Consider the following 26,159-nt stretch of genomic DNA (forward strand, 5'->3'; position numbering starts at 1 on the left):
ACGCCGTCGGCGCGACCGTGTGGCAATCCGTGCGGCGCGACCGGTTCGCCGCGCACCGGGACGTCCAGGAGGCGCGAATGGACCGTTCGCTCATCGTCGCCAAGGTGGTGCCGACGGCCGAGGACCGGGTGGCCGAGATCTTCGCCGAGTCCGACGCGACCGAGCTGCCCGGCCTGGTCGGGGTCCGGCACCGTTCGCTGTACCGGCTGCACGACCTCTACGTCCATCTGCTGGAGACGGAGACGCCCGCGCAGGGCGCGGTGGAGGACAACCGCGGGCATCCGGAGTTCATCCGGATCAGCGAGCGGCTGCGGCCGTACATCTCGCCGTACCTGCCGACCTGGCGGTCGCCGCGCGACGCGATGGCGCACTGCTTCTACCGCTACGACGCGCCGGCCCACCGGTACGACACCGCCGGGCGGCCACTGTGACCACGACCGCCCCGCGCGACGAGCAGCTCTGGTCGAGGTGCGACGGATGCGCGTCGCTGCTCTACCGCAAGCGGCTGCGCCGGAACCTGGACGTCTGCCCGGAGTGCGGCTCGCACGCGCGGCTGGACGCGCCGGACCGGGTGGCGCAGCTGGCCGACCCGGACTCGTTCGTCCCGCTGCCGGACCGGGCGGTACGCGTCGACCCGATCGAGTTCGTCGACGAGTTGCCGTACCCGCACCGGCTCGGCGCGGCCCGCGCGGCGACCGGCCTGGACGAGGCGGTGCTCTGCGGCACCGCCCGGCTGGGCGGGCACCCGGTCGCGCTGGCGGTGATGGACTTCCGCTTCCTCGGCGGCAGCCTCGGCTGCGCGGTCGGTGAGCTGATCACCCGGACCGCCGAGCGGGCGCTCGCCGACGGCATCCCGCTGGTGCTGGTGACCGCGTCGGGCGGGGCGCGGATGCAGGAGGGCGCGCTGTCGCTGATGCAGATGGCCACCGTCAGCCAGGCCCTCGCCGGGATGCGGGAGGCGGGCCTGCTCACTGTCAGCGTGGTCACCGATCCCACGTACGGCGGGGTGGCCGCCTCCTTCGCCACGAACACCGACCTGGTGCTGGCCGAGAGCGGCGCCCGGCTGGGCTTCGCCGGCCCTCGAGTGATCCGCCAGGTCACCGGCGCGAAGCTGCCGGAGGGCTTCCAGACCGCGGAATACCTGCTGCGGCACGGCCAGGTGGACATGGTGGTGCCCCGGCACGCGCTGCGGGGCCGGCTCGCGGCGCTGCTCGCCGCCGCCGAGGCGGGCCGCCGCGCCCCGGAGACCGCGCCCGCCCCGCGCCCGCCGGCCACCGCGCCCACAGCGACCACGCGGCCGGACCGCGACCCCTGGGAGACGGTACGCACGGCGCGGCACCCGGGCCGGCCGACCACACTGGACTACCTGGAGACCGCGTTCGACGGTTTCGTGGAGCTGCACGGCGACCGGCTCGGCGCGGACTGCCCGGCTGTCGTCGGCGGCATCGCCCGCCTGGACGGACGGCCGGTGATGGTGATCGGCCACCAGAAGGGGCACACCACAGCCGAGCTGGTGACCCGCAACTTCGGCATGGCCAGCCCCGCCGGTCACCGCAAGGCGCTGCGGCTGATGCGTCTCGCGGCGCGGCTGCGGCTGCCGGTGGTGACGCTCGTGGACACGCCCGGCGCGGACCCGGGGGTGAGCGCCGAGCAGCAGGGCCAGGCGGCGGCGATCGCGGAGAACATCCTCGCGCTCACCGTGCTGCCCACGCCGGTGGTGGCGGTGGTCACCGGGGAGGGCGGCAGCGGCGGCGCGCTCGCGCTCGCGGTCGCCGACCGGGTGCTCATGCTGGAACACGCCGTCTACTCGGTGATCAGCCCGGAGGGCTGCGCCGCGATCCTCTGGCCGGACAGCTCGGCCGCCCCGCAGGCGGCCCGCGCGCTGCGGCTCACCGGCGCCGACCTGTGCCGCCTCGGCGTCGTCGACGAGCTGGTGCCGGAGCCGCGCCCGGCCGCCCACGCCGACCCGGGCGGCGCGGCCGAGCTGCTGCGCCGGGCGGTGGCGGCGAACCTCGCCCCGCTGCTCACCGTCCCTCCGGCCACGCTGGTCCGCCGCCGCCGGCAGCGCTTCCGCCGCTTCGGCGCGGCCCGCGCGGCCGGACCGTCCCCGGCTGCCTCCCCGGCCGGTGGCCGGGCGGAGGTGGCGTGATGGCGGACGCCGAGGCCGAGCAGGTGCTCGACGGGCTGCGCCGGCAGGCCCGCAAGCTCGTCGCCGACCTGGCCGGGCCGGTGCGCCGGGTGCGGCTGCGCACCGGCGAGTCGGTGCTGGAGGTCGAGTGGCACGACCCGGCGGCACCGGCGCAGCGCGCCGCCGAACCGGCCGGGGCGCTGCCGGCACGGGCCGCCGAACCCGCCGCGCGTGCGGCGCCGTCGACCGACCGGCCGGTCGTTCGCTCACCGGTGGTCGGCACGTTCTACCGCGCTCCCGAACCCGGCGCGATGCCGTTCGTCGCGGTCGGCGACATGGTCCGCCCGGGCCAGGTGGTCGGCATCGTCGAGGCCATGAAGCTGATGAACGAGGTGACCGCCGGCCAGGCCGGACGGGTGGTCGAGGTGCTTGTCGACGACGGCAAGCCCGTCGAGTACGACCAGCCGCTGATCGCCCTGGAACCGGTCACCGGACAGGACTCCTGATGTTCGACAAGGTGCTGATCGCCAACCGGGGCGAGATCGCGCTGCGAGTGCTGCGCGCCTGCCGGGAACTCGGCGTGCGCACGGTGGTGGTGCACTCCAGCGCCGACGCCGACTCGCTGCCGGTACGGCTCGCCGACGAGGCGGTACGGATCGGCCCGGCGGCCAGCCGGCGCAGCTACCTCAACGCGGCGGCGATCGTGGAGGCCGCCCGGCAGACCGGCGCGCAGGCGGTCCACCCCGGCTACGGCTTCCTGTCCGAGGACGCCGACTTCGCCGAGATCTGCGCCGAGAACGGGCTGGTCTTCGTCGGCCCGCCGCCGCAGGTGATGGCCGCACTGGCGGACAAGTCGACCGCCCGCGCGCTGATGAGCGCAGCCGGGCTGCCGCTGCCGCCGGGAAGCGTCCGGACACTGCCCAGCGTCGGCGAGGCGCAGGAGGTGGCCGCCGAGGTGGGCTACCCGGTGATCGTGAAGGCCGCGGCGGGCGGTGGCGGGCGCGGCATGACAGTGGTGCGTTCGGCCGCCGAGCTGCCCCGCGCGTACGCCCGCACCCGCGCGGCCGCGCAGGTCGCGTTCGGCGACGACCGTGTGTACGTCGAGCGGTATCTCGCCGACGCGCGCCACGTCGAGGTGCAGGTGCTCTGCGACGGCCACGGCAACGGTGTGCACCTGGGCACCCGGGACTGCTCGGTGCAGCGCCGGCACCAGAAGCTGATCGAGGAGGCGCCCGCGCCCGCGCTGCGGCAGGCCACCCTGGACACCGTCGCCGAGGTGGCGCTGCGCGGCGCGCTGTCGGTCGGCTTCACCGGCGCCGGGACGGTGGAGTTCCTGGTCGACGAGGCCGAACGCTGCCACTTCCTGGAGATCAACTGCCGGATCCAGGTGGAACACCCGGTCACCGAGATGGTCACCGGCATCGACCTCGTGCAGGAACAGTTGCACGTGGCGTACGGCACGCCGCTGCGGCTGCGCCAGTCCGACGTACGGCTGGACGGCGTGGCGATCGAGTGCCGGGTCAACGTGGAGGACCCGGACCGCGACTTCGCGCCCGCACCGGGCCGGCTGGACCGGTTCCGCCCGCCGGGCGGCCCGTTCACCCGGGTCGACACCCACGGGCACGTCGGCTACCTGGTCAGCCCGCACTACGACTCGCTGCTGGCGAAGGTGGCGGTGTGGGCGCCGGACCGCGACGCCGCACTGGACCGGCTCGACCGGGCGCTGGCCGAGTTCGACGTGGCCGGTCCCGGCGTGCGTACCACCATCCCGTTCGCCCGGCGGGTGCTGCGCGACCCGGCGTTCCGCGCCGCCCGGCACACCACCGCCCTGGTGGAACGCCTGCTCGCCCCGCCCGCCGACGACGCGGCCGGGGCGCCCCCGGCGCGGGCCGTCGTGCCCGACCCGCGCGCTGCGGCCGAGCCGGGCAGCCGTACCCCCGTCAGCGCCGTGCCCGCCGCCGGCCCGACCACCTGGAGGAACCGATGACCGTCGCCCCCGACCGCCCGCTCGCCCGTGAGATCACCGACATCCTGGTCACGCACTGCGGCCTGGACCCGGACGCCGCCGCCGGCGCGCCCGCCGCGAGCCTGGAGGAGCTGGGCATGGACTCGCTGGCGCTGCTCGAACTGTCAGCGGTGGTGGCCGACAGGTGGCGGGTGAAGATCCCCGAACAGGCCGGGCAGCTCAGCATCGCCGGCGTCGCCGACCTGGTGGCCCGCAAGGCGGACCCGCCCGGGCACACCGAGAACGCCGTGGAGATCGCCGCGCCGCTGCCGCTGGTCTGGGAGATCACCAACGACGTGGCCCGGTGGCCGGACCTGTTCACCGAGTACGCGACCGCGGAGATCCTGCACCGCGACGGCGCCACCGTGCGCTTCCGGCTCACCATGCACCCGGACTCCAACGGCGTGGCGTGGAGCTGGGTCAGCGAACGCACCGCCGACCCGGCCACCCGCGAGGTGCACGCCCGGCGCGTCGAGACCGGCCCGTTCGAGTACATGCGCATCCACTGGCGCTACGACGAGACGCCCGGCGGCACCCGGATGACCTGGACGCAGGACTTCGCGATGAAGCCCGACGCGCCCGTCGACAACGCCGGCATGACCGACCGGATCAACACCAACAGCACGATCCAGCTCGCCGTGATCAAGGAGAAGATCGAGCGGGCGCACGCGGGAGGCGCGCGATGACCGACACCACCACCGCCCGGGTCTCCGTCCACGACGTACCCGCCGACCGCCGCCGGGGCGGGGAACTGCGGGTGCTGCTCGGCCCGAAGACGGTCGGCAGCACCTCCGGATTCATGGGCGTCGCCACGCTCGCGCCGGGGGAGCGGATCGCCGAGCACTACCACCCGTACAGCGAGGAGTTCCTCTACGTCGCCCGCGGCGCGATCACCGTCGACCTGGACGACACGCCGGTGCCGGTCGCCGCCGGGGAGGCGCTCTACGTGCCGAAGGACGTGCGGCACCGGCTGCGCAACACCGGCGACGAGCCCGCCGAGGTGGTGTTCCACCTCGGACCGCTCGCCCCCCGCCCGGAACTCGGCCACGTCGACACCGAGAGCGCCGCACCGCCGCCACGGGAGCCGTCGTGACCGGCCGCCGTACCGTGGTCACCGGCATCGGCGTCGTCGCACCCGGCGGAGCCACCCGGGACCGCTTCTGGAAGACGATCACCGAGGGACGTACCGCGACCCGACGGATCAGCTTCTTCGACCCGTCGCCGTTCCGGTCGCAGATCGCCGCCGAGTGCGACTTCGACCCGGACGCCGCCGGGATCACGCTCGCCGAACGGCAGCGCGCCGACCGGTACGTGCAGTTCGCGCTCGCCTGCTCCGCCGAGGCGCTCGCGGACAGCGGCCTCGCCCTCAGCGACGCGCAACGGGAACGCGCCGGTGTGGTGCTCGGCACCGCCGTCGGCGGGACCATGGCGCTGGAGCAGGAGTACGTGCGGGTCAGCGACTCCGGCCGGCACTGGCTGGTCGACCACGCGCTCGGCGGGCCGTACCTCTACCAGGCGCTGGTGCCCAGCAGCCTGGCCGCCGACGTGGCCTGCCGGCACGGCCTGCACGGCCCGGCGCAGGTGATCTCCACCGGTTGTACCTCCGGCATCGACGCCATCGGGTATGCCCACCAGCTCGTCGCCGACGGCGAGGCCGACGTGGTGCTGGCCGGCGCGGCCGACTCGCCGATCTCCCCGGTCACCGTCGCCTCGTTCGACGCGATCGGCGCGACCAGTCCGGACAACGACGACCCGGAGCACGCCTCCCGGCCGTTCGACGCCGACCGGCACGGGTTCGTCCTCGCCGAGGGCGCCGCGGTGCTGGTGCTGGAGGAGGCCGAGCACGCCCGCCGCCGGGGCGCGCACGTCTACTGCGAGGTCGCCGGGTACGCCAGCCGCAGCAACGGCTTCCACATGACCGGGCTGCGCCCGGACGGCGCGGAGATGGCGGTGGCTATCAGCGACGCGCTGCGGCAGGCCCGGCTGGCCCCGACGGCCGTGTCGTACGTCAGCGCGCACGGCTCCGGCACCCGGCAGAACGACAGGCACGAGACTGCGGCGTTCAAGCGGGCGCTGGGGGAGACGGCGTACCGGGTGCCGATCAGCTCGATCAAGTCGATGGTCGGCCACTCGCTCGGCGCCATCGGCTCGATCGAGATGGCTGCCTGCGCGCTCGCCATCGAGTACGGCGTGGTGCCGCCCACCGCGAACTGGACCACCCGCGACCCGGAGTGCGACCTGGACTACGTGCCGAACGAGGCCCGGGAGGTGCCGGTGGACGTGGCGTTGTCGGTGGGCAGCGGGTTCGGCGGCTTCCAGTCGGCGATGGTGTTCCGCCGGCTGGCGGCGGTGCCGACATGACCGCGCGTGCGGTGGTGACCGGCATCGGCGTGGTCGCGCCCAGCGGCGTCGGCGCCGAGGCGCACTGGAACACCGTGCTCGCGGGCACCCGGCGCACCGGGCCGATCACGCTGTTCGACCCGGAGCGGTACCCGACCCGGGTGGCCGGGGAGGTGGCCGGCTTCGACCCGGCCGGGTTCAGCGACACCCGGCAGCGGGTGCAGACGGACAGGTGGACGCACCTCGGCTTCGCCGCCACCAAGCTGGCGCTCGCCGACGCCGGGCTGCCCGAGGTGTCGCCCGACCCGTACAAGTGGGCGGTCACGCTCGCCAGCTCGTCGGGCGGCAACCTGTTCGGGCAGCGGGAGCTGCAACGGCTCTGGGGCGGGCCGAGCCGCACCGTCGGGGCGTACCAGTCGATCGCCTGGTTCTACGCGGCGAGCGTGGGGCAGCTGTCGATCCGCCACCAGTTCAAGGGGCCGTCCGGGGTGACCGTGTCCGAGTCCGCCGGCGGGCTGGACAGCCTGGCGCACGCGGTGCGCACCATCCGCCGGGGCACACCCGTGGTGATCGCCGGGGCGACCGAGTGCCCGCTGAGCCCGTACGCGCTGGCCTGCCAGCTCCGTTCCGGCCTGCTCAGCGACGTGTCCGACCCGGAGCGGGCGTACCGGCCCTTCGACGTCGCGGCGAGCGGGTACGTGCCGGCCGAGGGCGGTGCGGTCTTCGTGGTGGAGGAACTGGGCCACGCGCTGTCCCGGGGTGCCCGCGTCTACGGGGAGGTCACCGGCTGGGCCGCCACCCACGACGCCGCGCCCACCGACCCGGCGGTCGGCCCGGACCCGGCCCACTACGCCCGCGCGCTGCGGCTGGCGCTGGAGCGCGCCGGGGTACGGCCGCACGACGTGGACGTGATCTGGCCGGACGCGCTCGGCGTGCCCGCGTACGACCGGGCCGAGGCGGCGGCACTGCACACCGTGTTCGGCGACCGGACCCCGCCGGTGACCACGCAGAAGCCGCTGACCGGCCGGGCGCACCAGGGCGGGTCCGCGCTGGACGCGGCCACCGCGCTGCTGGCGTTCCGCCACGGGATGCTGCCCGCCTCGGCCGGCCCGGACGAGCCGGCGCCTGGCTGCGAGCTGACGTTCCTGCGGCGGCCCCGCCCGCCGCGCAGCCGGATCGCGCTGGTCGGGGCGCGCGGCTTCGACGGGTTCAACAGCGCGCTGGTGCTGCGCGGCGCCGCGCCCCCACCGGCCGGCGAACGCTGACCGTCACGACGGCCGGGCCAGGTACGCGGTCTTCGCGTCGCCGGAGAACCCACAGGCCAGATAGAAGGCGTGGGTCGCGGGCGAGCGCGACCCGGTCATGAGCATCGCCTTGTAGCAGCCCGCGTCCCAGGCGGCCCGCAGCGTGCCGGCCATGATCTGCCTGCCCAGGCCGGTGCCGCGCCGCGACTCGTCGACCACCACGTTCTCGACGACCGCGTACGGCGACGCCGACCGGCTCAGGTTGGGGATCACGTTGAGGTACGTGGTGGCGACGACCGTGCCGTCCAGGTCGAGCACGAACAGGTGCAGCCCTTCGGTGGACAGGATCCGCGAGAAGGCCCGTTCGTCGGAGCCGTCGCTCAGGTGCGGGTCGTCCGGGTTCAGCTGCCGGTAGAGGCGGATGAGCTGCGGGAAGTCGTCGGGCCGGGCGGTACGGAACATACCGGGAGCGTAGTCGCCGGCCGTCCGCGCAGGAGCCCGCGCGCACAGCATCCGGCGGCCGGCGGACTACCTTGCCGGCGTGGCCTCGATCCTGCCTGTCCGATCGAGCCTGAGCAATCCACCCAGCCGCTGTTTTGGATCTAGCCATTTGCATCTGGCGATGCAGAAGAGGGCCGTCGTAGGGTTCCGCCATACCCCGAACGACGTACCCGCTGGGCGGATCCGCCCAGTTCCTCAGTGGAACGGTGGCTGGTCGTGACTGCACATCCCGTGGCGGAAGATCCTGCCTCGACGACGGTGAACTGGGTGGACGACATCCTGTTCACCGGCCGCGACACCGACGTCTGCCTGCGCCTGCCCGAACCGGTCGACAAGGGCACGCTGCGCAGGCTCGTCGGCGAGGCGCAGGACCGGCTCGCCGGGGCCGGGCTCCGTGCCGGAGGCGCGGCCGCGCTGCGCCTGCCGCCCTCGCTGGCGTACGTGGCGTACCTGCTCGCCACCTGGCGTACCGGCGCCCAGGCGGTGCTGCTCGACCACCGGCTCACCGACCACGAGGTCGACCAGGCGCTGCGCCGGCTCAGCCCGCAGGTGGTGGTCGCACCGGTCCGCTCCGGCGGCGGCGCGCTGCGGATCTTCGTCGACGTCACCGCCGGGGTCAGCGCGTACTCCGACCGCCCGGCGGGCAGCCCGCACGCGGTGATCCAGCTCAGCTCCGGCTCCACCGGGCCGTCCAAGGTGATCGGCCGTACCGCCGCCGACCTGATCGGCGAGGTGCACCGCTACACCCGCATCGACGGCGTCGCGCTGCCCGGTGAGCGGATCATCCTGCTCCCCAGCATGGTGCACGTGCTCGGCCTGGTCGGCGGCCTGCTCTACGGGCTGCACGCCGGCGTCGAGCTGTGCCCGCCGGAGCGGCTCAGCGGCGACGCGATCCTCGCCGCCGTCGCCGCCCAGGACACCCCGGCCACGGTGCTCGGCGTCCCGTTCCACATCGGGCTGCTCGCCTCCACCACACCCGCCGGGCCGCTGCCGCAGCTCAAGCGCATGACCACCGGCGGCGAGCTGGTGTCCGCCGCCGTGGCGAACGCGTTCACCGACCGCTACGGCGTGCCGCTGGGCAACATGTACGGGATGACCGAGGTCGGCGTCATCGGCACCGACCTGTACGGGCGGCACCGTCCCGCCATCGCGCCCGCCCCCGGCATCGAGGTGCGGGAGCGCGACGGCGAGCTGTGGGTGAGCTGCCCGGACAACCCGTACGTCGGACTGGCCGACCCGACCCGGTGGGCCGACGGCTGGCTGCACACCCGCGACGCCGGCGTGGTCGACCCGGGCACCGGTCTGGTCACCATCAAGGGCCGGCTGGACTCGCAGGTGTCGGTGGGCGGCCTGAAGGTCGACCTGACCGAGGTGGAGGCCACTGTCGCCGGGCTGCCCGGCGTCACCGCCGCGGTGGTGGTCTGGGACGACGGCATCACCGCGTACGTCCAGACGGACGGCTCACTGACCGAGGACACGCTGGACAAGCTGATCGCCGAGCGGCTGGCCGGCTTCAAACGTCCCCGCACCCTGCGGCTGCTCGACCAGATGCCCCGCACCACCACCGGGAAGCTGGTCCGGTCCGTACCGGCGCTGCGGGACGCGGCGTCGTGACCGGCCCGCTGTACGAGCCGTACACCCACCGGACGCCCGCCGGGCGTCCCGTGCACCCCGATTCCCGCCCCGGACCGGCCGGGCAACGCGCCACCCGCGCGCCCGACCCCGCCGGTTCCCACGCACACGGTGTCCCGACCGGGCACCGTCAGCCGGTACACGGAGAAGAGGTCTGAACCCATGCGAGACGAGGTCCGCACCTTCGTCGTCGAACAGCTCGCCGACATGAACTACGACGTGGAGGAGCTCGACGACGACACCACGCTCGGCCCCTCCGGCGTCGACCTGGAGTCGCTGGCCCTGGCCGACCTGGCGGTCCGCGTCGAGGACCGGTACGGCCTGAAGTTCGCCGACGACGAGTCGGAGAAGATGGCGTTGATGACGGTCGGCGAGTTCACCACGATGGTCGCCGACCGGGTGGCCGCGAACAGCGACAAGTCCTGATGTCCGGTCAGCCCGACCTGGGGCGAGCTGACCTGGTGAGCATGCTCGCCGAACTGACCGCGAAACCCGCCGACCAGGTGCCGGACCGGCTCGGCTCGATGGAGCTGGCCTGGCTCGTGCACATGGTCGAGCAGCGGTACGACCGCCGGCTGGACCTGGGCGACGACGAACTCGCCGGCATCCGCACCGTCGACGACGCGCTCGCGGTGTTCCGTGGCTCTCTGACCGCTCCCGCAGATGGCTGAGCGGGAGACCGTACGGATCACCGGCACGTACGCGCTCAGCGCCCTCGGCAGGGGCGCCGACGCGCTGCTGGCCGGGGTGCTCACCGGTACCCCGGCGTTCGCGCCGGTGCGCCGTTTCGACACCACCGGCCGCCGGGTGACGGTGGCGGCCACAGTGCCCGACGTCGGCACGCTCGCCGGCGAGCTGACCGAGGCGATCGACGCCGCCGCCCGGGCCGCCGGGCTGGACCGGGCCGGGCGGGCGGAGTCGGCGCTGTTCCTGGCCACCCACGGCGGGCCGTACTCGCTGCCCGTACCGCAGGGATGGGAGGAGCCGACCGTGCCGGCGCTGGCCGGTCACCTGGTTGCGCGGTGCGGCCTGGGCGGGCGGACCCGGATCTACACCACCGCCTGCGTGTCGGCGAGCAGCGCGGTCGCCGACGCGGCGGCGCTGATCCGCCGGGGCGACCTGGAGCGGGTCGTGGTCGCGGCCGGCTACCTGGTCGAACCGGACCAGTACGCGCTGTTCGACGCCGGGCGGGCGCTCGCCGCCGACGGCGCGGTACGCCCGTTCAGCGCCGGCCGCAAGGGCCTGCTGCTGGGCGACGGGGTGGCCGCCGTGGTGCTGGAGTCGGCGAGTGCCGCCGCCCGGCGGGGCGCCGAGACGCTGGCGAGCGTGGCCGGGTGGGGCCGGGCGGGGGACGCGTACCACCCGTGCCAGCCGCACCCGGACGGGCTCGGGCTGGCCCGGGCGGTCGAGGCGGCGCTGCGCCGCAGCGGGCTGCCCCCGGACGCGATCGGCTACGTCAACGCCAACGCCACCGGCACCCCGTTCAGCGACGCCTCCGAGGCGGCGGCGCTGGTCCGGGTGTTCGGCGAGGACGCCGGGCGGCTGCCGGTCAGCTCCACGAAGTCGGTCCACGGGCACGCGCTGGAGGCGTCCGGGCTGCTGGAGCTGCTCGTCACCGTGCTGGCCCTGCGGCACGGCAAGCTGCCGGTCACCGCCGGCTGGCTCGGCCCCGACCCGCAGTGCCCGCTGGACGTCATCCGCGACGCCCCGCGCCCGGCGCGCACCGGACACGCCCTGACCCTCAACGCCGCCTTCGGCGGCGCCAACACGGCCCTCCTGGTGAGCGTCCCATGACCGCCTCCGTGCCCAGCCCTCCGCGATCTTGCACTTCCGGCCCCGGCGAAACGGGCACAACGCCCGCCGAGGGGGCACCAACCGCAAGATCGCGCGCAGGGGTGGTGGCGCTCGCGGAGGCGCGGTGGCCCGAGGCGGGGGATGAGGGTGCAGGGCCGGCGGGGGTGCCGGGGTTCGTGCACTCGCCGTTCGCGCCTCTCGTGGTCGCGGTCGCCGAGCGGTGCCTCGCGCGGCGGTACGGCGACGGGCCGTTGCCGCCGGGCAACCGCATCGCTGTGGTGCTGGTCAGCGCGGGCGGGGACACCGCCGGGGCGGCGCACGTCCGCGCCACTGTGGACGCGGGCGGGCGGATCGGGCCGCTGTTCTTCTTCCAGTCGGTGCCGAACAGCGTGGCCGGGCACGTCGCGGCGCGCTGGGGACTGGACGGGCCGGTGGTGTGCCTGAGCCCGACCGGCGACCCGCGGGCCGACGGGGAGGCCGAGGCGGACCTGCTGCTGTACGACGGCGACGCCGCACAGGCGTTGCTGATCCTGATCGAACTGGCACCGGACGGTACGCCGGGCGAGGCGACCGCGGTGCTGCTGGGGGAGGGAACACGTCAATGAGGACGAAGGGACTGCGCGGCGCGCTCGCGGCCGACGCGGAACTGGGCGCGGGCAACGTGCTCGCCCGGGTGCTGGCGCACGGCGCCGACCCGGACGGGCCGGGGCTCACGTTCGACACCGAGATCGACGGCCACCCGGCCGAGACCCCGCTGACCCTGGGCCGTCTCGACCGGATGGTCGCCGCCCGGGCGGCCTGGCTGCACGAACGCGGGGTGAAACCCCGTGACCCGATCGCCGTCTGGGCCGGTACGGCCGCCGACATGGTGCTGTCGTTCCTGGCGCTGACCCGCCTGGGTGCCATCCCGGCGCTGATGAACGGCAGGCTGCGCCCCGAGATCGCCGCCGAGTACATCCGCCGGCTACGCGCCGCCGGGGTGCTCGCCGACGCCGCGCACGCCCAGGCGCTGGCCGGGCACGACCTGGGCGCCCCGATGATCGGCGAACCCGCGCAGGCGGGCACCGGCGACCCGGACGCGGCACCGGCGCACTACCGGCACCACCCGGACGACCCGATCGTCATCACCCACACCTCCGGCACCACGGGCGTGCCGAAGGCGGTGCTGCACTCGCACGCCAGCCTGTTCGCCGCCACCCGCCACCTGCTGTCCATGCCGCAGGCGCAGGGGACCACGCGCATCCTCAACGCCCTGCCCGCACCGCACACCGCCACGGTGCTCATGGTCAACCAGGCGCTCGGCAACCGGGCGGAGATGTTCCTGCTCTCCGAGCAGGGCGGCGAACGGGTGCTCGACGCGATCCAGCGGTGGCGCCCGGACGGCGTGTTCGGCTTCTCGGTCACCTGGGCCGAGCTGGCCCGCTTCGACCTGTCCGGTTACGACCTGGACTCGGTGCGGCTGTGGTTCAACACCGGCGACTGCTCGCACGAGCCGCACGTACGGCGGCTGGTCGCCGTCGGCTCCCGGGACGTGGTGACCCGTCAGGGCGTCACCCGGGTACCCGGGTCGGTGTTCATCGACGGCCTCGGCTCCAGCGAGATGGGCCACTCGATGTTCCACATCACCCACACCACCGACACCGGCAGGTACGGCCGCTGCGTCGGCCGCCCGTACCGGTTCACCAGGGTCGCCGTGCTCGACGCCGACGGCAACGAACTGCCGCCCGGGCAGGTGGGCTGGCTCGGCATCGACTCGCCGTCGCTGTTCCGCGGCTACTGGAACGACTCGGTCACCACGTACCGGTTCCGGCTGCGCGGCTGGTACCTCACCGGCGACCTGGTGTACGCCGACGACGACGGCCGCTACTACCACCTGGACCGGGCGGTCGACTCGGTCGAGACCGGCGACGGGAAGCGGTTCTTCACCGCGCTGTCCGAGGAACGCATCCTCGCCGCCAGCCCCGACGTCACCGACTGCACAGTGGTGATCGTCAAGGCGGACGACGGCACCGTCACCACCGACGTGCTGCTGGAACTGGCCGCCGGTGCCGACCCCGACGCGGACCGCACCGAGCGCATCCGTACCGCGCTCGGCCCGGACGTGGCCGCCACGCTGCGCCGGATCGTGCCGGTACGCGCCGACGACATCCCGGTCACCGTCACCGGCAAGGTGCGCAAGGTGGCGCTGCGCGAGCGCTACCTGACCGAGGCGCCGTCGTGACCGCCGTCATCACCGGTATGGGCCTGTTCACCCCGGCCGGGCGCGGCGCGGCGGACACGTTCGACGCCCTGCTCACCGGCCGGTCCGGGCTGCGCCGCCCGCCCGAGGGACACCCGGCGGCGGGCAGCCTGGAGGTGGCCGGGGTGCTGCCGGACATCGACCCGCGCAGCGTCGCCTCCGGACCGGAGACGAAGGTGCTCGACCGGGTGGTGCTGCTCGCCCTGATCACCGCCGCCGAGGCGCTCGCCGACGCCGGCATCGAGGTGGGCCGCGACGTCGACCCGGAGCGCGTCGCGGTGATCGTCGGCGGTGTCGGCGGAATGTCCACGCTGGAGGGCCAGGTGCTCGCCCGGGCCGCACGGGGCCGGGCGGCGGTCAGCCCGTACCTGCTCACGGGCATCCTGCCGAACATGCCGTCGGCGCGGATCGCCATCGCGCACGGCATCCGCGGCTACAGCTCGTCGGTCGGCACGGCCTGCGCCTCCGGCGCCCAGGCCGTCGCCGACGGGGTACGCCTCATCCGCGCCGGCGAGGCCGACGTGGTGGTGTGCGGGGCGAGCGAGGCGCCGCTGTTCGGCACGTTCGCCGACACGTTCGGCAACGCCCGGGCGCTGGCCCGGGGCTGGGACGAGCCCACCGAGGCGAGCCGCCCGTTCGACAAGCGGCGCAACGGGTTCGTACTGGCCGAGGGAGCGGCACTGCTGGTGCTGGAGCGCGCCGGTCACGCCGACGGCCGGGGTGTGCGCGGCTACGCCGAGGTCGCCGGCTTCGGGGCGAACACCGACGCGTACCACCCGACCGCGCCACGGCCGGACGGCGCCGGTGCGGCGGCGTGCATGCGCCGGGCCCTCGCGGCAGGCGGGGTCGTGCCCGCCGACGTCGGGTACGTCAACGCGCACGGCACCGGCACGAAGCTCGGTGACGTCGCCGAGACGGTCGCGCTGGCCGGGGTGTTCGGCACCGGTGGCGTGCCGGTCAGCTCTACAAAGGCGCTCACCGGGCATTTGCTCGGCGCATCGGGGGTGCTGGAGGCCGCCGCCACCGCGCTGGCGCTCGACAGTGGCCTGCTGCCACCCACCTACCACCTGGACGACCCGGACCCGGAGTGCGAGGCGGACCACGTCCGCGCCGTGCCCCGGCCCACCCGGGCCGGCCACGCGCTGACGAACTCGTTCGGGTTCGGCGGCCAGAACGTCAGTCTGCTCCTGCGCCGGCTCTCCGGGCCGGCCCGCCGGGCCGCCACCCCGGCCGCGGGCTGACCGGACTCCAGTCCCGGGCGTCCGTCCGGGTCGCGATCACGGGGGGAACAGGGGAAGCCCATATGACCATCAACGGGATAGATCATCTCGAACTGTACGTGGGGGACGCCCGGCAGGCGGCCTTCTACTTCGACAACGCCGTCGGTTTCCGGCTGTGCGGGCAGGGCGGTCCGGAGACCGGGCTGGACGGGCAGCGGTCGCTGCTGCTGGCCCAGGCCGGCATCCGGCTGCTGCTGACCACCGGACTGTCCGCCGAGCACCCGGCGGCCACGTACGTGCACCGGCACGGCGACGGCATCGCCGTGGTGGCCCTCGCCGTGGACGACGCCGCCGGGGCGTACGCGGAACTGGTGGACCGTGGCGCGACGGCGCTGAGCCCGCCGCGCACCTTCACCGGCGCGGACGCCGAGGTGGTGGTGGCCGAGGTCGGCGGCTTCGGCGACGTGGTGCACCGCCTCGTCGAGCGGCGCGGCGACCCGAATGTGTTCCTGCCCGGCGCGATCGAGCCGGTGACCGCGCCGGACGGCACGGACACACTGCTCGCCGAGGTGGACCACCTGGCGATCTGCGTGCCGCCGGGGCAGCTCGACGAGACCGTCGCGCACTACGAGAAGGTGTTCGGCTTCGCCGACATCTTCACCGAGCACATCGAGGTCGCCGGTCAGGCGATGAACTCCAAGGTGGTGCAGAGCCCCTCCGGGACCGTCACGTTCGTGCTGCTGGAGCCGGACACCGGCGCCCGGCCGGGGCAGATCGAGGACTTCCTGCGCTGGCACGCCGGCGCCGGGGTGCAGCACCTGGGTCTGCGTACCGACGACATCGTCACCGCCGTCGGCGCGCTCGCCGGGCGCGGGGTGCGCTTCGCCAGCACGCCCGGCGCCTACTACGACGGCCTGGAGCAGCGGGTCGGCCGGCTGGACGCGCCGGTGGACCGGCTGCGCGAGCTGAGCATCCTGGTCGACTCCGACCACGACGGGCAGCTGCTGCAGATCTTCACCGAGTCGATGCACGTGCGCCGCACCCTCTTCCTCGAACTCATCGAGCGGCGCGGGGCGCGCACCTTCGGCAGCGGCAACATCAAGGCGCTCTACGAGGCCAAGGAACGCGAGCTGGCCGCGGCGGAAGGGGTTACGGCATGACCACCATCGATCCCGGGCTGACCGCCGAGGAGGAGGCGCTGCTTCCCTCCGACGAGGACGTCCGGCACTACGCCGAGCACGGCTGGTACCTGTCGAAGAAGCTGCTCACCGACGACGAGGTGGACGAGCTGGTCGCCGCCACCGACGGCTATTACGCCGGGGAACGCGACCGCCGCCTGCCGGTACGCCCGCCGAAGCTGGCCTACTGGGAGCCCTCCAAGGGCGACGTGCAGCGGCACAACGACTACGTCCACCACGAGCACGACGGCATCGCCCGCATCCTGCGCAAGCCGCTGATCGGAGCGGTCGCCGCCCGGCTGGCCCGCGCCGCCGAGATCCGCATCTTCCAGTCCACGCTGATCTGGAAGCCGCCGATCGCCGGTGAGCCGTCGAACATCGTGCCCTGGCACTTCGACAAGCACTACTGGGCGTCCTCGTCGTCGGAGAACATGCTCACCGCGTTCATCCCGTTCCACGACTGCGGCGAGGAGATGGGCACGATCACGATGGTCGACGGCTCCCACCGCTGGCGGGAGATCGGCGCCGACGACACGGTGGTGCGGCACTTCGCCGACCGCGACCGCGACCAGCTCGAGGCGATGCTCGCCGAGAACGCGGCGTACAACGGCGCGCAGATCCGCAAGATCCCCATGGTGATCCCCAAGGGACACATGAGTTTCCACCACTGCCGCACCTACCACGGCAGCGGTGCGAACGTCAGCGGACGGCCCCGCCGGGCCATCTCGCTGCACCTGCAGGACGGCGACAACGCCTGGCGGGAGTATCCGCTCTCCGACGGCACGCTCGCCGCGTACAACCACGACGTGCTGGTCCGCCGCACCCACGAGGGCCGGCCGGACTACGCGGACCCCGATTACTGCCCGGTCATCTGGCGCGACCGCGCCCAGCAGGGAGGCTGACAATGTCACGGTACGACTGGGGTAAGACGCACCCGGGCATCGAGCGGCTGGAGCGGGCGGTGACCGAGCGCCGCGACGTGGTGGTCAAGCACCCCCTCTACGCCAACCTCGACACCCACGACGCGCTCGTCACGTTCATGGAGCACCACGTCTTCGCCGTCTGGGACTTCATGTCCCTGCTGAAGTCGCTGCAGCGGCAGCTCACCTGCGTCACGGTGCCGTGGATCCCGACCGGGCCGACCGGCAGCCGCCGCCTGATCAACGACATCGTCATGGTCGAGGAGAGCGACGAACTCGGCGACGGCTACATCAGCCACTTCGAGCTGTACGTGCAGGGCATGACCGAGGCCGGCGCCGACACCACAGCCGTCGACAAGCTGGTCGACCTGCTGCGCGACGGCACCCCGGTCACCGAGGCGCTCGGCGCCGCAGGCGTCCCCGCGGCGTCCGCCGCGTTCGCCGGCACCACCTGGCGGATCATCGAGACCACCCCGGTGCACTGCCAGGCCGCGGCGTTCGCGTTCGGCCGCGAGGACCTCATCCCGGAGATGTTCACCCAGGTCGTCGCCGTCAACGAACGCAGCAACCGGCTGAACAAGTTCGTCGACTACCTGGAGCGGCACATCGAGGTCGACGGCGAGCAGCACACCCCGATGGCCATGCAGATGCTGGCCGACCTGTGCGGCGACGACGACACCAAGTGGCAGGAGTGCGCCGACACGGTGAACGCCGCGCTGGCCGCCCGCGCCCGCCTCTGGGACGACATCCTCGCCGCCGTCAAGGAGGGCCGTCCGGCGTGACCGGCTCCGACCCGCTCCGGCTCTACCGGACGGTCCGGCTGATCCGCCGCTTCGAGGAACGCGCGATCGAGCTGGTCCGCGCCGGCGAGATCGTCGGCGGCATCCACCCGTACCTCGGCCAGGAGGGGATCGCCGCCGGCGTCTGCGCGGCGCTGGGCGCCGAGGACCTGGTGACCGGCACCCACCGCGGGCACGGGCACGTGCTCGCGAAGGGCGCCGACCCGGCCCGGATGCTGGCCGAACTGTGCGGCCGGGTCACCGGGCTCAACCGGGGCCGGGGCGGGTCGATGCACGCCGCCGACTTCGGCGTCGGCGTCCTCGGCGCCAACGCCATCGTCGGAGCCGCCGGCGCGATCCTCACCGGAGCGGTGTGGGAGCGCCGGCGGCGCGGCGCCGACATCGTCGGCGCCACCTTCTTCGGCGACGGCGCGGTCAACGAGGGCATGCTGCTGGAGGCGTTCAACCTGGCCGCGCTCTGGCGAATACCGGTGCTGTTCGTCTGCGAGAACAACGGCTACGCCACCACCATGCCGGTCGACGGCGCGGTCGCCGGCACCATCGCCGGGCGGGCCGCCGCCTTCGGCATGCCGGCCGCCGTCGTCGACGGGCAGGACCCGGAGGCGGTACGCGAGGTCACCGCCGCCGCCGTCGCGCGGATGCGCGCCGGCGGCGGCCCCGAGCTGGTTGAGGCCCGCACCTACCGCTTCGACGCCCACCACACCTTCGAACATCAGGTACGCCTCGACTACCGGCCGCCGGAGGAGGTGGCCGAGGGACGGTCCCGCGATCCCGTCGACATCGCCGGCGCACGACTCGACCCGGCGGCACGCGCCGAGGTGGACGCCGCCGTCGAGGCGGAACTGGACGCCGCCGTCGCCTACGCGCTCGCCGGGCCGCACCCCGACCCGGCCACCGCCCTGGACCACCTGTACGCCAGCGGGCTCACCGCCCGGACCGGAGGTGGCTGAATGCCCCGGCTCTCCTACCGCAGGGCGCTCACCCGGGCGCTGTCCGACGAGATGGCCCGCGACGAGTCGGTCGTGGTGCTCGGCGAGGACATCCGGGTGGCCGCCGCGAACGTCACCACCGGCCTGCTGAAGAAGTTCGGCCCGGAACGGGTCCGCGACACACCCCTGTCCGAGCAGGCGTTCACCAGCTTCGCCACCGGCGCGGCGCTGGCCGGGGCCCGCCCGGTGGTGGAGTTCCAGATCCCGTCGCTGTTGTTCCTGGTCTTCGAGCAGATCGTCAACCACGCGCACAAGTTCCCGCTGATGACCGGCGGCCAGTGTGCGGTGCCGGTGACCTACGTGGTGCCCGGCTCCGGCTCCCGCACCGGCTGGGCCGGGCAGCACTCCGACCACCCGTACGCGTTGTTCGCCCACGTCGGCGTGACCACAGTCGTACCGGCCACCCCGGCCGACGCGTACGGGCTGCTGGTCTCCGCGATCCGCTGCGACGACCCGGTGGTGGTCTTCGCCCCGGCAGGCGCCCTGGACCTGCGCGCCGACGTCACCGACCCGGCGCCGGTGCCGCTGGGTCGCGGGATCGTCCGCCGCGCCGGTACCGACGTGACGGTGGTGGCCGTCGGGCACCTGGTGCACGACGCGCTCGCCGTCGCCGAGGAACTCGCCGGACAGGCCTCGGTGGAGGTCTTCGATCCCCGCACGCTCTACCCGTTCGACTGGGACGGTCTCGTCGAGTCGGTGAGCCGCACCGGGCGGCTCGTCGTCGTCGACGACGGCAACCGCTCCTGCGGCATCGCCGGGGAGATCATCGCCACGGTGGTCGAGCGGGTCCGGCTGGCCGCGCCGCCCCGCCGGGTGACCCGCCCCGACGGCGCGGTGCTGCCCTTCGCGCCCGCCCTCGACCGGGCCGTGCAACCCGGCCGCGAACAGCTCACCGCCGCCATCCAACTGACCCTCAAGGACGGATGAACGATGGACCCGAACTACACGTGGCCGCCGCTCGGCCAGGCGTGGACCGACCTGCCCGAGTCCACCCGTACCGCGATGGTGACCACCGGTGCCGCGGCGTGGGAGAAGATCTTCCACGGCCGGGCCACGTACAACAAGCAGTGGCGGCTGGCCCGCCCGCCGGTGTTCACCGCCGACGCGTTCCGCGAGCTGAACGAGGTCTGCGACCGCATCGCGCAGCTCATCCTGGAGGCCTGCCGGCGCCGTGCCCGCACCGCCGGTGAGCTGCGCCTGCTGCTCGACGTGCCGGACGGCGAGACCCGGCTGCTCGATCCGGACGAGGAACTGCACGAGGGGCTGCTCGCCGCGTACCGGCCGGACGTGCTGTTCTCCGGCGGCGTGCCGTGCATCGTGGAGTACAACATCGACAGCAGCCTCGGCGGCGGCTTCGACGCCGACACGGTGATCCAGCGGTACGCCGAGCTGTACCGTACCCATGACCTGCTCGACGGCACCCGGCCCGCGCCCTCACTGCTGGACCAGCGGTTCGTGGCCATCCGGGACACGCTCGGCCTGCCCGACGGCGCCCGGGTGGCGCTGCTGATGGACTTCGACGCCGACTACCCGGGACTGGACGACCCGGAGACGTTCATCCGGATCCTGTCCCCGCTGATCGACCAGGCCCGCCCGTTCGGCATCGACCTGGTCATCGCCCCGGTCGCCACCGCCACCCTGGACGCGCAGAGCCGGCTGGTCGTCGGCGGCGCGCCGGTGGACGCCCTGTTCCGGCTGTTCGTGCCCAACCGGGTCACGCCGAGCGCCGGGCTGGACGCGGTGGCCGGTGCGCTCGCCGCGGGCACGCTGCCGATGTTCGTCAGCAGCGCCGCCTGGCTTCTCAGCAACAAGCTGAACTACGCCTGGCTCTGGGACGACCTGGACCTGCTGCCGGCGGACGACCGGAAGCTGATCCGCCGGTACGTGCCGCACACCGTAGCGCTCACCGCCGACCAGCTCGACCGGGCGCTCGCCGAACAGGCCGACCTGGTAGCCAAGCCGGCGGGTGGCTCGGCCGGGCATGGCGTGCTGATCGGCCGGGAGATGACACCTGTGGCGTGGGCGGACGGGGTACGCGCGGCGATCGACGAGGGCGGCAACATCCTGCAGCGCTACCACGAGGCGGACCGGGTGGCGATGGACTTCGTGCAGATCGAGACCGGTGAGACGGTCACCGCCGACGTCCCGTACAGCCTCGCTCCGTACCTGTTCGACCGCACCGGGTCCGGCGCGCTCGCGCGGGTCGGTTACCCGGGTTGCGACGAGGTGCTCAACCTGGCGAGAGGCGTCCTCCTGACCGGCATCCTCCTGACGGACTGACCCCGGTCCTTCCCCGTCCACCCCCGTCCCCCTCCCTCCCAGCGTTGATCAAGGAGTTTCTGTCCTCACGGGGAGGCGTCAGCGACCCGAACTCCTTGGTCAACAACGTGGATCCGGGGTCGGGCGCTCGACCCTTGCCCCCGGCCCCGCTGATCATGAAGTTGGCGGGAACAAATCGGACGCTCAGCGCCGCCAACTTCATGATCGGCGGATTGGGTTGGGCCGGGCCGGGCAGGGGGAGGGCGGGTCAGGGGTGGGGGAGGTGGGTGGCGAGGACCTTCAGGGTTTCGGCGGTGGCTATGGCGTCGCTGCGGGCACTTCCGTGGCGGCCGTCGCTGCTGTACAGCGACGGGTCGGCCACCAGCGGATGGTCGGTCAGGTGGACGTGCAGCGTGCCCAGCCGTTCGGCCACGCCCCGGGTGTGCCGGGACAGCCGGCGCATCCGCTCGCCGAGCGCCGCGCGCAGCGTCTCCGGCACCGCCGGGCTGTGCGACACGTCGAACATGCCCACGGTGATGACGTCCGCCCCCGCCTCCCGTAGCGCGGTGATGATGGCGGTCAGCTCGGCGTCGACCGCTTCGGCGTCGTAGGCGGACCGGAACGCGTCGTTGCCGCCGCACACCACCAGGGCCAGGTCCGGTTCGAAGGCCAGCGCGTCGGCGAGCTGGGTGGCCCGGACCTCGTGCGCGCGCAGTCCGCGCCGGCCCAGGTTGAGGTAGGCCAGCTCCGGCCGGACCGCGCGCAGCTCGGCCGCGATCCGGTCGGCCCACTGGAGGTCGGGGTAGCCGTCGGCCGGCTCGCACAGCCCTTCCGCGACGCTGTCGCCCAGCACCACGAACCGGCGCCACGGGTGCCCGCGCAGCAGGTCGGCGGCCTCTCCCGGACGCAGGCACCACGGGTCGGTCGCCTCGGTCAACGTCGATGGCATGACCGGCAGGCTAGCCGAGCGTCCCGCGCCGGGAAAGAGGCTCAGGGCAGCAGGGCCAGCAGCTCCCCGGGCCGGGACAGGCTGAGGTCGGCCGGCTCGTCGGGGTCGTACTGGTGGCCCCACGCGGCGGCCCCCGCGACCGCGCCGCTGTGCCGGGCGGCGCGTACGTCCAGTGGTGAGTCACCCACGTACGCGGCGCGGCCGGGTGGCACGCCGAGGTGCCGGCAGGCCGCCTCCACGCCGTCGGGCGCCGGTTTCGGGCGGTCGACCTGGTCGCCGCCGAGGACGACCTGGAAGTGGCCGAGCAGGCCCGCCCGGTCGAGCAGGATCTCGGCGGCCCGGTGGCTCGCGCCGGTGAACACGCCGACCGGCACCCGGGCGGCGATCTCGGCGAGCGCGTCCGCGACGCCGGGGTAGACGCGTACCCGCCCGGCGAGCGCATCCAGCTCGGCGTGGTAGCGATCCAGGTCGTCGCCGGAGGCCGGCCGCCGCAGCAGGTGCGTCAGCAGGTCCGCCGGGGAGCCGATCGAGTAGCCGGCGATGACCTCGGCGTCGGTGTACGACGGGCCGCCGCCGGCCCGCACCGCCGCCCGGTACGCCGCCGGCACGACCGCGTGCGACTCGACGAGCGTGCCGTCCATGTCGAAGACGATCGCCTCCACCGGGCCGGTCACGCGGTCTCCGCCCGGTGGGCGGTGGCGAGCCGCTTCGGGGCACGCGCGTACCACGCCTCGGTGACCAGCTCGGTCAGCTCGTCCACGCCGATGCGGTCGAGCCGGACCAGCACTGCCGGGTAGCCGTCGAAGTGCGGCGTGGTGAAGTAGACCGCCGGGTCGTCGGCGATCAGCGCCTCCTTGGCGCCCAGGTCGGGCACCCGCGCGCCGAGGATCGGGCCGTCCGGCGCGGCGTCGCCGAGCGACTCGAGTTCGCCGCGCCGCAGCGGCCGTTCCCAGACGAACGACTTGTCGCGCACGCGCCAGGCCGGCGCCTGGTCGTACGTGGGTCGTTCGGTGGTCTCCGGCAGCGCCAGCGCGATGCGCCGCACGTCGTCCCAGGTCGCCATGGCCCCGACCCTACCGCCGCCCCCCGACACCGCGGCCCGGACCGGCAGGCTCAGAGCGGACCGGCAGGCTCGGACCCGGCGGGCTCAGACCGGGGTGGGCGTGGCCGGTTCCGCAGCTGGGCGGCGGGACGCGCGATTCAGCAGCAGCGGTCCGACGGTCAGCACCAGGCAGACCACCGACATCACCAGCAGCGCCGGGGTCAGGTCGAGCAGCGCCACCGACCAGCCGCCGAGCAGCGCGCCGACGGGCAGGCCGAGGAACGCCACCGAGCCGGAGATGCCCAGCACCCGGGTCTGGAGTTCGCCCGGCACCCGCTGGTACAGGGCGGCGCCGAGCAGCGGGTTGACCGCCGCGATGCCGATGCCGGACAGGAACGTCACGACGAGCACCACGACCAGGTCGTCGCTGAGTGCCAGTGCGAGCAGCCGGGGTGCGCCGCTGAGCGTCAGCCCGAGCGCGAACGTCGTCCCGGCCGGCAGCCGGGTGCCGAACATCGTGAACAGCAGGTTGCCCAGCAGCGCGCCGGCCGAGAAGACGCCGAGCAGCAGACCGAATCCGGCCGGGTCGCCGAGCACCTGGTTGACCCAGAGCGGGATCCAGACCGCGACGCTGGCGTTGGCGAACATGTTCGACACCGAGACCACGATCAGCATGATCATCAGCGTCCGGTCGGTGCGCAGGTACGCGAAGCCGCCGCGCAGCGCCCGCAGGTAGGGCTCCCGGGGCGCCGGTTGCGCCGGTGCCGGTGGCCGGACCAGCACGCCGATCAGCAGCGCGCAGACCGCGAACGTGGCCGCGTCGATCCAGATGGCCCGGGTCAGCCCCACCCAGTCGATGAGCAGCCCGCCGAGCACCGCGCCGAACAGCGTCATGCCCCGGGCCAGGCCGTCGTAGGCGCTGGTGAGCCGGATCAGCGGCACGCCGGCCCGCTCGGCCGCCGGTTTGAACAGCACATGCTTGACCCGGTCGCCGATGCCGCGCAGCCCGCCGGCGATCGCCACCAGCACCAGCAGCGTGCCGAAGCCGAGCCAGGGCGCCAGCGCCACCACGGCCATCGCGACGGCGCTCGCCGCGTCCACGAACACCGAGGTACGGCGTACCCCGAACCGGTCCGCCCACGGGGTCGCGAGCGCGCTGGAGAGCATGTACGGAAGCGTCTCCGCCGCGGCGACGAGCCCCATCTTGGTGGGGCTGCCGGTGGTCTCCAGCACGAGCCAGGGGATGGCGACCACCGAGATCCGGGTGCCGAGGTTGGACAGCAGGTCGGCGCCGACCAGGGTGTACAACTCCCGGCGCGGGTTCACGCCGGACTGCCGATCGGGTCGGCGCCGGCCGGATGACCGGCGGCGTACCGGGCACGCAAGGCGCGCTTGTCCACCTTCGCGGACCGGTTCAGCGGCAGCGCGTCGACGAACTCGACGGCGCCGGGCGCCCACGTCTCGCTCAGTTCCCGGACCACGAGTGCGATCAGTTCCTCGCCGGTCACCGACGCGTCCGGCACGGGCACCACGTACGCGTGCGGCAGTTCCCCGGCCACCGGGTCCGGTACGCCGATGACGGCGGCGGCGCGTACCTCGGGGTGGCCGGCGAGCGCGTCCTCGATCGGGCGGGAGTAGATCGGCCAGCTGCGCTGCCGGGTGAGGATGCGGTCCTGTAACCGGTCGACCAGGTAGAGGTAGCCGTCGGCGTCGAGGTGCCCGATGTCGCGGGTGCGGACCCACCCGTCGACGAGCGTCTCGGCGGTCAGCTCCGGCCGGCCGTGGTAGCCGGCGAAGCTCAGCTTGGTGCGTACCCACACCTCGCCGTCGGAACCGGCGGGCAGCGCCCGGCCGTCGGCGTCGCGGATCTCCACCGTCACGTCGCCGTACGGGCGGCCGCAGGACCGCAGCCGCTCCGGGTGCTCCGGGTCCTCGGTGAGCCCCGGCAGCGCACAGATGACCACCGCCTCGCTGAGCCCGTACACGATGCGCAGGCACGGGCCGAAGCGGGCGATGGCCTGGCGCAGCCGGGCCGGCGCGGCGGGCCCGGCGCCCACGTTGAACATGAACATGGCGGAGAAGTCGGCGCCCGGCAGGTCGGGGTGGTCGAGCACCTCGTAGAGCATCGGCGGGGTGACGAAGGTGGAGGTGAGCCGCTCGGCGTCCACGGTGGCGATGAAGGCGGCCGGATCCCACTGCTCGCGCAGGAACAGCACGCCGCCGGTGAACAGGTTGAACAGTGTGGTGATCTGGCCGCTGGCCAGCCACATCGGGGAGTGCGACAGGTGCCGCAGCAGCGGGTACCCGGCGCCCCGGAAGTCGGCGGCCAGGGCGAGCACCTGCCGGTAGAAGCTCTCCCGGTGGTGCACCAGCTTCGGCGTGCCGGTGGTGCCGCTGGTCTGCAGGAACGATTCCGGCGCGGGCACCCCGGCGGGCGGTTCCGCGACCGGCCCGGCGGCCCGGGCGGTCAGGTCCGGTCCGGCGCCGCCGGGACCGAGGCAGAGCACCGGTACGCCGGACAGGCCCGCCGCGATCTCCACCGCCTGCGCGTCACGTGGGTCGTGGACGAACGCCTCCGGCGCGGACAGCGCGACGAACTCGTCGACCTCCCGCCGCGAGGTCACCGGGGCGACCCACATGCTCCGGCAGCCGAGCAGGTGCAGGGCCAGTTGCAGCAGCGGCCCCTCGACCGTGTTGCCGAGCATCACCAGCACCGCGGCGCCGGGGCGTACCCCGTGGTGGTGCAACGCGGCGGCCAGGCCGCGTACCCCGGCGGCGACCTGGGGGTAGGTGAGGCGGCGTCCGCCGCCGACGAGCGCCTCCCGGTCGCCGAACCCGGCGAACAGCTCCAGCGCCTCGTGCACATAGTTCGGCCGGTCGGTCATCGGGCAGCCCCCATCATGGTCCGCGAGCGGCGTC

General features: G+C 74.0%; 27 protein-coding genes. 21 read left to right on the forward strand and 6 right to left on the reverse strand.

Annotation, left to right across the window (positions count from 1 at the left end):
• The first annotated feature begins 77 nt into the window (after positions 1–77).
• From IRY44_RS04740 to IRY44_RS04775, 8 genes are read left to right on the forward strand one after another with little or no spacing between them, the layout of a single operon-like run.
• A complete protein-coding gene (locus tag IRY44_RS04740) occupies positions 78–431 on the forward strand; it encodes a TcmI family type II polyketide cyclase (protein ID WP_194799242.1) in 354 nt (117 codons plus the stop codon).
• The gene (locus IRY44_RS04745; protein WP_194799243.1) at positions 428–2,149 is read left to right on the forward strand and encodes an acetyl-CoA carboxylase carboxyltransferase subunit alpha; all 1,722 of its coding nucleotides are present in this window, start codon (positions 428–430) and stop codon (positions 2,147–2,149) included. Before IRY44_RS04740 ends, IRY44_RS04745 begins: the two co-directional genes overlap by 4 nt.
• Positions 2,149–2,634 carry an acetyl-CoA carboxylase biotin carboxyl carrier protein gene (gene accB / locus IRY44_RS04750; protein ID WP_194799244.1) on the forward strand — a complete coding sequence of 162 codons (486 nt, stop codon included), beginning with the start codon at positions 2,149–2,151 and terminating at the stop codon, positions 2,632–2,634. The genes IRY44_RS04745 and accB overlap by 1 nt, the downstream gene beginning before the upstream one ends.
• Complete coding sequence (locus IRY44_RS04755; RefSeq protein ID WP_194799245.1) at positions 2,634–4,115, forward strand: acetyl/propionyl/methylcrotonyl-CoA carboxylase subunit alpha; 1,482 nt, start codon at positions 2,634–2,636, stop codon at positions 4,113–4,115. Before accB ends, IRY44_RS04755 begins: the two co-directional genes overlap by 1 nt.
• The gene (locus IRY44_RS04760) at positions 4,112–4,819 is read left to right on the forward strand and encodes an SRPBCC family protein (protein ID WP_194799246.1); all 708 of its coding nucleotides are present in this window, start codon (positions 4,112–4,114) and stop codon (positions 4,817–4,819) included. Before IRY44_RS04755 ends, IRY44_RS04760 begins: the two co-directional genes overlap by 4 nt.
• Positions 4,816–5,226 (forward strand): cupin domain-containing protein, encoded by a 411-nt coding sequence (locus IRY44_RS04765; RefSeq protein ID WP_013286648.1) that lies wholly within the window; start codon positions 4,816–4,818, stop codon positions 5,224–5,226. Before IRY44_RS04760 ends, IRY44_RS04765 begins: the two co-directional genes overlap by 4 nt.
• Complete coding sequence (locus tag IRY44_RS04770) at positions 5,223–6,494, forward strand: beta-ketoacyl synthase (protein WP_194799247.1); 1,272 nt, start codon at positions 5,223–5,225, stop codon at positions 6,492–6,494. The genes IRY44_RS04765 and IRY44_RS04770 overlap by 4 nt, the downstream gene beginning before the upstream one ends.
• Positions 6,491–7,738, forward strand: a complete 1,248-nt coding sequence (locus IRY44_RS04775; protein ID WP_194799248.1) for a beta-ketoacyl synthase N-terminal-like domain-containing protein — start codon at positions 6,491–6,493, stop codon at positions 7,736–7,738. The genes IRY44_RS04770 and IRY44_RS04775 overlap by 4 nt, the downstream gene beginning before the upstream one ends.
• A 3-nt stretch (positions 7,739–7,741) precedes the next feature.
• On the opposite strand, the gene IRY44_RS04780 is transcribed toward IRY44_RS04775, so the two are convergent.
• A complete protein-coding gene (locus tag IRY44_RS04780) occupies positions 7,742–8,230 on the reverse strand; it encodes a GNAT family N-acetyltransferase (protein ID WP_228531452.1) in 489 nt (162 codons plus the stop codon).
• Between the two features lie 204 nt (positions 8,231–8,434).
• Between IRY44_RS04780 and IRY44_RS04785 the strand changes: the two genes are divergently transcribed.
• The 13 genes from IRY44_RS04785 to IRY44_RS04845 all read left to right on the forward strand — a co-directional run bounded on the left by IRY44_RS04785 (position 8,435) and on the right by IRY44_RS04845 (position 21,270).
• Positions 8,435–9,832 (forward strand): class I adenylate-forming enzyme family protein, encoded by a 1,398-nt coding sequence (locus tag IRY44_RS04785; RefSeq protein WP_194799250.1) that lies wholly within the window; start codon positions 8,435–8,437, stop codon positions 9,830–9,832.
• 180 nt (positions 9,833–10,012) lie between these two features.
• Positions 10,013–10,276 (forward strand): acyl carrier protein, encoded by a 264-nt coding sequence (locus IRY44_RS04790; protein WP_120569629.1) that lies wholly within the window; start codon positions 10,013–10,015, stop codon positions 10,274–10,276.
• Entirely contained in the window at positions 10,276–10,521 is a 246-nt protein-coding gene (locus IRY44_RS04795; protein WP_194799251.1) for an acyl carrier protein, read from the forward strand. The genes IRY44_RS04790 and IRY44_RS04795 overlap by 1 nt, the downstream gene beginning before the upstream one ends.
• Positions 10,514–11,644, forward strand: coding sequence for a beta-ketoacyl synthase (locus IRY44_RS04800; RefSeq protein WP_194799252.1), 1,131 nt, complete (start codon positions 10,514–10,516; stop codon positions 11,642–11,644). Before IRY44_RS04795 ends, IRY44_RS04800 begins: the two co-directional genes overlap by 8 nt.
• A gap of 104 nt (positions 11,645–11,748) precedes the next feature.
• Positions 11,749–12,249, forward strand: a complete 501-nt coding sequence (locus IRY44_RS04805; protein ID WP_194799253.1) for a hypothetical protein — start codon at positions 11,749–11,751, stop codon at positions 12,247–12,249.
• The gene (locus IRY44_RS04810) at positions 12,246–13,865 is read left to right on the forward strand and encodes a class I adenylate-forming enzyme family protein (RefSeq protein WP_194799254.1); all 1,620 of its coding nucleotides are present in this window, start codon (positions 12,246–12,248) and stop codon (positions 13,863–13,865) included. Before IRY44_RS04805 ends, IRY44_RS04810 begins: the two co-directional genes overlap by 4 nt.
• A complete protein-coding gene (locus IRY44_RS04815; protein ID WP_194799255.1) occupies positions 13,862–15,124 on the forward strand; it encodes a beta-ketoacyl synthase in 1,263 nt (420 codons plus the stop codon). Before IRY44_RS04810 ends, IRY44_RS04815 begins: the two co-directional genes overlap by 4 nt.
• A 62-nt stretch (positions 15,125–15,186) precedes the next feature.
• On the forward strand, positions 15,187–16,263 hold the full coding sequence (hppD, locus tag IRY44_RS04820; protein ID WP_194799256.1) for a 4-hydroxyphenylpyruvate dioxygenase: 1,077 nt from the start codon (positions 15,187–15,189) through the stop codon (positions 16,261–16,263).
• Positions 16,260–17,183: a phytanoyl-CoA dioxygenase family protein gene (locus IRY44_RS04825; protein ID WP_194799257.1), complete on the forward strand. Its 924-nt coding sequence runs from the start codon at positions 16,260–16,262 to the stop codon at positions 17,181–17,183. The genes hppD and IRY44_RS04825 overlap by 4 nt, the downstream gene beginning before the upstream one ends.
• Before the next feature lie 2 nt (positions 17,184–17,185).
• On the forward strand, positions 17,186–17,983 hold the full coding sequence (locus tag IRY44_RS04830) for a DUF3050 domain-containing protein (RefSeq protein ID WP_194799258.1): 798 nt from the start codon (positions 17,186–17,188) through the stop codon (positions 17,981–17,983).
• Positions 17,980–18,951, forward strand: a complete 972-nt coding sequence (locus IRY44_RS04835) for a thiamine pyrophosphate-dependent dehydrogenase E1 component subunit alpha (RefSeq protein WP_194799259.1) — start codon at positions 17,980–17,982, stop codon at positions 18,949–18,951. Before IRY44_RS04830 ends, IRY44_RS04835 begins: the two co-directional genes overlap by 4 nt.
• Positions 18,952–19,917 (forward strand): alpha-ketoacid dehydrogenase subunit beta, encoded by a 966-nt coding sequence (locus tag IRY44_RS04840; protein WP_194799260.1) that lies wholly within the window; start codon positions 18,952–18,954, stop codon positions 19,915–19,917.
• A gap of 3 nt (positions 19,918–19,920) precedes the next feature.
• Positions 19,921–21,270, forward strand: coding sequence for a hypothetical protein (locus IRY44_RS04845; RefSeq protein WP_194799261.1), 1,350 nt, complete (start codon positions 19,921–19,923; stop codon positions 21,268–21,270).
• A 247-nt stretch (positions 21,271–21,517) separates the two neighbouring features.
• On the opposite strand, the gene IRY44_RS04850 is transcribed toward IRY44_RS04845, so the two are convergent.
• From IRY44_RS04850 to IRY44_RS04870, 5 genes are all read right to left on the reverse strand, one after another.
• Positions 21,518–22,198, reverse strand: coding sequence for an SGNH/GDSL hydrolase family protein (locus IRY44_RS04850; RefSeq protein WP_194799262.1), 681 nt, complete (start codon positions 22,196–22,198; stop codon positions 21,518–21,520).
• A gap of 41 nt (positions 22,199–22,239) precedes the next feature.
• A complete protein-coding gene (locus tag IRY44_RS04855) occupies positions 22,240–22,872 on the reverse strand; it encodes an HAD-IA family hydrolase (protein ID WP_194799263.1) in 633 nt (210 codons plus the stop codon).
• Positions 22,869–23,261 carry an MmcQ/YjbR family DNA-binding protein gene (locus IRY44_RS04860; RefSeq protein WP_194799264.1) on the reverse strand — a complete coding sequence of 131 codons (393 nt, stop codon included), beginning with the start codon at positions 23,259–23,261 and terminating at the stop codon, positions 22,869–22,871. Before IRY44_RS04860 ends, IRY44_RS04855 begins: the two co-directional genes overlap by 4 nt.
• 84 nt (positions 23,262–23,345) lie before the next feature.
• Positions 23,346–24,566, reverse strand: coding sequence for an MFS transporter (locus IRY44_RS04865; protein WP_194799265.1), 1,221 nt, complete (start codon positions 24,564–24,566; stop codon positions 23,346–23,348).
• Positions 24,563–26,125 (reverse strand): class I adenylate-forming enzyme family protein, encoded by a 1,563-nt coding sequence (locus tag IRY44_RS04870; RefSeq protein WP_194799266.1) that lies wholly within the window; start codon positions 26,123–26,125, stop codon positions 24,563–24,565. The genes IRY44_RS04865 and IRY44_RS04870 overlap by 4 nt, the downstream gene beginning before the upstream one ends.
• Positions 26,126–26,159: the final 34 nt, after the last annotated feature.

It is taken from the genome of Micromonospora sp. ANENR4, from assembly GCF_015354395.1.
Lineage (GTDB): Bacteria > Actinomycetota > Actinomycetes > Mycobacteriales > Micromonosporaceae > Micromonospora > Micromonospora aurantiaca.

Excerpts from the sequence above, each read along its gene's own strand:
- IRY44_RS04740 (WP_194799242.1), top strand. The coding sequence starts at position 78 with ATGGACCGTTCGCTCATCGTCGCCAAGGTGGTGCCGACGGCCGAGGAC.
- accB (WP_194799244.1), top strand. The coding sequence starts at position 2,149 with ATGGCGGACGCCGAGGCCGAGCAGGTGCTCGACGGGCTGCGCCGGCAG.
- IRY44_RS04755 (WP_194799245.1), top strand. The coding sequence starts at position 2,634 with ATGTTCGACAAGGTGCTGATCGCCAACCGGGGCGAGATCGCGCTGCGA.
- IRY44_RS04760 (WP_194799246.1), top strand. The coding sequence starts at position 4,112 with ATGACCGTCGCCCCCGACCGCCCGCTCGCCCGTGAGATCACCGACATC.
- IRY44_RS04765 (WP_013286648.1), top strand. The coding sequence starts at position 4,816 with ATGACCGACACCACCACCGCCCGGGTCTCCGTCCACGACGTACCCGCC.
- IRY44_RS04775 (WP_194799248.1), top strand. The coding sequence starts at position 6,491 with ATGACCGCGCGTGCGGTGGTGACCGGCATCGGCGTGGTCGCGCCCAGC.
- IRY44_RS04780 (WP_228531452.1), bottom strand. The coding sequence starts at position 8,230 with ATGCTGTGCGCGCGGGCTCCTGCGCGGACGGCCGGCGACTACGCTCCC.
- IRY44_RS04790 (WP_120569629.1), top strand. The coding sequence starts at position 10,013 with ATGCGAGACGAGGTCCGCACCTTCGTCGTCGAACAGCTCGCCGACATG.
- IRY44_RS04795 (WP_194799251.1), top strand. The coding sequence starts at position 10,276 with ATGTCCGGTCAGCCCGACCTGGGGCGAGCTGACCTGGTGAGCATGCTC.
- IRY44_RS04800 (WP_194799252.1), top strand. The coding sequence starts at position 10,514 with ATGGCTGAGCGGGAGACCGTACGGATCACCGGCACGTACGCGCTCAGC.
- IRY44_RS04810 (WP_194799254.1), top strand. The coding sequence starts at position 12,246 with ATGAGGACGAAGGGACTGCGCGGCGCGCTCGCGGCCGACGCGGAACTG.
- hppD (WP_194799256.1), top strand. The coding sequence starts at position 15,187 with ATGACCATCAACGGGATAGATCATCTCGAACTGTACGTGGGGGACGCC.
- IRY44_RS04825 (WP_194799257.1), top strand. The coding sequence starts at position 16,260 with ATGACCACCATCGATCCCGGGCTGACCGCCGAGGAGGAGGCGCTGCTT.
- IRY44_RS04830 (WP_194799258.1), top strand. The coding sequence starts at position 17,186 with ATGTCACGGTACGACTGGGGTAAGACGCACCCGGGCATCGAGCGGCTG.
- IRY44_RS04840 (WP_194799260.1), top strand. The coding sequence starts at position 18,952 with ATGCCCCGGCTCTCCTACCGCAGGGCGCTCACCCGGGCGCTGTCCGAC.
- IRY44_RS04845 (WP_194799261.1), top strand. The coding sequence starts at position 19,921 with ATGGACCCGAACTACACGTGGCCGCCGCTCGGCCAGGCGTGGACCGAC.
- IRY44_RS04850 (WP_194799262.1), bottom strand. The coding sequence starts at position 22,198 with ATGCCATCGACGTTGACCGAGGCGACCGACCCGTGGTGCCTGCGTCCG.
- IRY44_RS04860 (WP_194799264.1), bottom strand. The coding sequence starts at position 23,261 with ATGGCGACCTGGGACGACGTGCGGCGCATCGCGCTGGCGCTGCCGGAG.
- IRY44_RS04870 (WP_194799266.1), bottom strand. The coding sequence starts at position 26,125 with ATGACCGACCGGCCGAACTATGTGCACGAGGCGCTGGAGCTGTTCGCC.